The sequence below is a fragment of the Bradyrhizobium sp. Ec3.3 genome (assembly GCF_000472925.1).
Lineage (GTDB): Bacteria > Pseudomonadota > Alphaproteobacteria > Rhizobiales > Xanthobacteraceae > Bradyrhizobium.
On the sequence record NZ_AXAS01000135.1, the window covers coordinates 1 to 3,808 of the forward strand.

At 60.5% G+C, this 3,808-nt stretch carries 3 protein-coding genes and 1 pseudogene; 3 read left to right on the plus strand and 1 reads right to left on the minus strand.

Annotation, left to right across the window (positions count from 1 at the left end):
- Window positions 1–87 precede the first annotated feature (87 nt).
- Window positions 88–279, plus strand: a pseudogene (locus YUU_RS0145525) (transposase domain-containing protein); the annotation flags it as partial.
- Window positions 280–463: 184 nt separating this feature from the next.
- Entirely contained in the window at window positions 464–1,174 is a 711-nt protein-coding gene (locus YUU_RS54470) for a transposase (protein ID WP_245288326.1), read from the plus strand.
- 699 nt (window positions 1,175–1,873) lie between these two features.
- Here the strand turns inward: YUU_RS54470 and ltrA are convergent.
- Window positions 1,874–3,349 carry a group II intron reverse transcriptase/maturase gene (gene ltrA / locus YUU_RS0145535; RefSeq protein WP_035665209.1) on the minus strand — a complete coding sequence of 492 codons (1,476 nt, stop codon included), beginning with the start codon at window positions 3,347–3,349 and terminating at the stop codon, window positions 1,874–1,876.
- Between the two features lie 53 nt (window positions 3,350–3,402).
- Between ltrA and YUU_RS59905 the strand changes: the two genes are divergently transcribed.
- Window positions 3,403–3,759 (plus strand): hypothetical protein, encoded by a 357-nt coding sequence (locus YUU_RS59905; protein WP_027528079.1) that lies wholly within the window; start codon window positions 3,403–3,405, stop codon window positions 3,757–3,759.
- The last annotated feature ends 49 nt before the right edge of the window (window positions 3,760–3,808 follow it).

Consider the following 3,808-nt stretch of genomic DNA (forward strand, 5'->3'; position numbering starts at 1 on the left):
CGGTCACCAGGACCGTCCGGCCGACCAGCGGGTGGTACGGATAGGCGATCACGGCTTCGAATGTCAGAAACCCGGCACTATGGCCCCGGCTCGGACGGGGGCGCCGAACATTGGGCCGTCGTCGCAACCTTGGTCGAGACTTGCAAGATCAACGACGTCGATCCGCTCGCCTATCTCACCGACGTCCTGACCAGGATCGTCAACGGGCATCCAAACCGCGACATCGACCAGCTACTGCCCTGGGCCTACCGAGCTCAAGCCTTCAAAGCCGTGGCCTGAGAACGACGCTTACACGAGAGCGCATTGCTGAAGCTGCTCAATCGCTGGCGTGAGGAAGCGGAGAAAGCGGGACGCAGGATCGAACGCATTACCGTCGCCTTTGAGGCGGGCCGGGACGGTTTCTGGCTTGCGCGCTGGCTTGGAGCACGCGGCATCGAGGCCTATCCACGCATCGAGCGTAGCCGTGTCGCGCGAGCACCGGCGCGCCAAGACCGACCGTCTCGACACCGAGCTGCTCAAGCGCGCCTTTCTCGGCCGGCTGCGCGGCGAGCGAGATCACTGCAAGATGGTGGCGATCCCGACTACCAAGGACGAAGATGCCAAGCGGCCCAACCGCGAGCGCCAGAGCCTGGTTGGAAAACAAACTCGGATTGTCAACCGAACGAAAGCAGCGTTGATACGGCTGGGCATCCGCGGCTTCAATCCCAAGCTGAAGAAGGCCGCCGGGCGCCTTGAAGATTTGCGCACGCCCGAGGGCGAACCAATACCGCCCAACACACTAGCTGAGCTGCATCGCGACATGGAGCGCCGGCGGCTCGTCAGTGATCAGATCCGCCAGATCGAGGAGGCGCGCCTGGAGCGTATGGAGCAGGCGCCCGGTGATGGACCACACGCGATGGTCCGACTGATCGCCCGCGTTATTGGTGTTGGTATAGAAACGGCGGACATGCTGGTGCACAAGGTCCTCTTGCGGAAATTGCGGGATCGACGAGCCGTAGCGCGCTATGCTGGTCTCACTGGCGCGCCCGATGAGAGTGGCAGCAAACGGCGAGAGAAAGGGCTCGCCAAGGCGGGCAACGCACGAGTACGCAGCGGAATGATTCAGTTGGCTTGGCGCCTTTTTGCTCTTTCAGAAGGACAGTGCACTGGCCCAGTGGTATCGGACTCGAACTGAGGGTGGCAGAAACCGCAAAACAATAATCGTAGCTCCGGCGCGCAAATTGCTAATTGCCTTGTGGCGTCTGGTAACCATTGGCGAGGTTCCGGCTGGCGTCGTATTGCGAGCGGCGTGAGGGGAGGACTTAGAAAAGACAAGCTCTCGGAGGCTGACGAGCAGAGAATATCGTCGGTGTCCGACGACGATCCGAGGTGGCAGTCACCCGAAGCAAGCCATGGTTTTGAAACTGGTTTCGAGAATGGGTCCGCCGCCGAGGAGCTTCGCCGCCGATGCGCATGACTGCATCATGGTCAGGTCAGTACGGACCTAGCGAATACAAGGTTGTGGCGCGATGATCCCGCGCCCGATGGCAAAGCTCCCCGCTGATCATCGTCCCGCCCCCAACAACCAGGGTTGCCGCCGTGCTCGGGCCTGTCAAGGCGCGGCCTGGAAACGACGGAGCGTGCCGGCCCAGGGCAGAGCGACGGCCGACCTTGACAGGCCCTGTGCGCGTCGGCCTCAACACGTGTGGGTCGGGGCGAAGAAATGGGATTCCAAGTCGAACAAAGAAACTGGAATGAAGGAAAGAATGGTGTGAAATATATGCTTGACTTCAAAAGCCCCATACAAGGCTTGCTCGCCGTATCGCGGTAGGAACGGCCATTGCTGGCCGCCCCCCGCACAGATCCGGACTCGCCCAACTAAGGCATCCGGCTCCTACCTTGGGTGTTTGACGTCAAAGCGTATGTCTGGCCAAGGATGAAGGATGCGCGGCGGGGGAAGCCAGTCATTGACCAACTTCGTCATGCGCTCCCATGTGAATCCGTCTCGCTGGCTGCGCCGCCGAAGCGTTCGTCGCCAGAGGTCGGTCACGCAATGTCGGAACGTCGAGAGCGCCCGGCTGTTGGTTGGGACCGCATAGTAGGCGAAGTGGCCAGTCACCACCTGGCTCAACCACTTTCCCTGTTGGGGTATCGGTTGGTGCATTCGACGCTGCAACTCTGCCTTGATGTCCTTCAGCTTACGCCGCATGCGGTCGCATCGGGTCTTCCGTTGAAGCACGAAAGTGCCGCGGCGCGATCGTCCACAGATGAAAGTGAAGCCCAAGAAGGTGAACGTTTCTGGCTTTCCAAGCCCGCGCCTTTTTCGATCGGTCGTTGCAAAGCGGCCGAACTCAATCAGGCGCGTTTTAGCTGGGTGAAGCGACAGCGCAAATTCCCCAAGCCTGTCACGCATCGCATCGAGGAAACGCTGTGCGTCGTCCTTATGCTCGAAGCCGATCACCAGATCGTCGGCATAACGCACGACGATCATGTCGCCCCGGGCTTCTTGCCGTCTCCAGCGTTCGGCCCAGAGATCGAAGCAGTAATGCATGTAGACATTGGCGAGGAGCGGTGAAATTACCGAACCTTGGCCCGTCCCCTTATCATCAACTGTTACGACTCCGTCTTCAAGTATACCCGCCTTGAGCCACTTCTGGATGAGGCGGACGATGCGCTTGTCGCCGATCCTATGTTCTAGGAAGCGGGTGAGCCATTCCTGGCTAACAGCTCCAAAGAAGTTCTGGACGTCGGCGTCAAGTGTCCAGTTCACCTTCTTTATTTTGATCGCTGTCGAAAGTGCGTCCAACGCATCGTGCGGTCCCCGTCTGGGTCGGAACCCATAGGAGAAACCGACGAAGTCGACTTCGTAGATCGCGTTGAGCACCAAGACGGTTGCGCCCTGGACGATTTTGTCTTCCAAGGCGGCGATCGCTAGTGGCCGCTGCTTTCCATCCGCCTTCGGGATATACGTCCGGCGAGACGGTTGCGGCCGGTAGGCTCCTCGATGGACCCGTCCGTGCAGATCCTTGAGCCTGAGCTCAAGATTCGACTCGTAGTCCTGCCACATCACGCCATCCACCCCGGGGGCGGCTTTGCGCTTCAGCGCGTAGAACGCCGTCTTCAGGGTATCGACATTGATGTGGTGGAGAAGCGCGGTGAACCGCTCCTTCTTTCTTTGCCTTGCTGCTTGTCGTACACGGTCCAGCGCCTGGGTCACGCGAATCCGGCTCTGCGCCCGGTGCGTGCTTTGCTGGCCCACGTTTCCATTGGTCCCCGGCCTTGGCTCCACCGGCTCCGAAGCTGGTTGCCCAGCCTTGTTCGTCGGCTTCGTTGCTACTATGCCGGAGTCAGACTTCTCTGGATCGTGCATCAGCGGCAACGGCTCCTCGCCTTCCCGCCACGGACCATCGGCCCGGAAGGCCTATGGCCGATCCAAAGATCTCCCGGTTCCCGCACAAGGAGCGTCCGTACATGCCAGGGTCTCAGACCACGCCGAGCTCGGCGGGCACTCGCATTATCGCGCCTGCCGATTTTGCCTTCCGTCAAGTGAACAACGTCGGCACTCGGGTTTATAACGGTTTCGCGGCTCAATGGCTGGCCTATACGCTCCCCCACCGACGCTTCGCCGACGTCCTCACGGACGCCTGCGCACGGATCAGGGGCGACGTGGATTGCTACTCCTTCATCGCAGTGGACTTTCACCACATACTCCTTGCCGGTTTCTCCCGGCGCACTCACTCGCGTTACGGCCTGCACACTCGCGCTGTCACCAATTCGTGACACGCTAATCGAAGGCTTCAGCCACTTCGTTACCTCCATGACTGCTCCG

Bases quoted from the DNA above. Each gene is read 5' to 3' on its own strand.
- ltrA (WP_035665209.1), bottom strand. From the start codon at position 3,349: ATGCACGATCCAGAGAAGTCTGACTCCGGCATAGTAGCAACGAAGCCG.
- YUU_RS59905 (WP_027528079.1), top strand. From the start codon at position 3,403: ATGGCCGATCCAAAGATCTCCCGGTTCCCGCACAAGGAGCGTCCGTAC.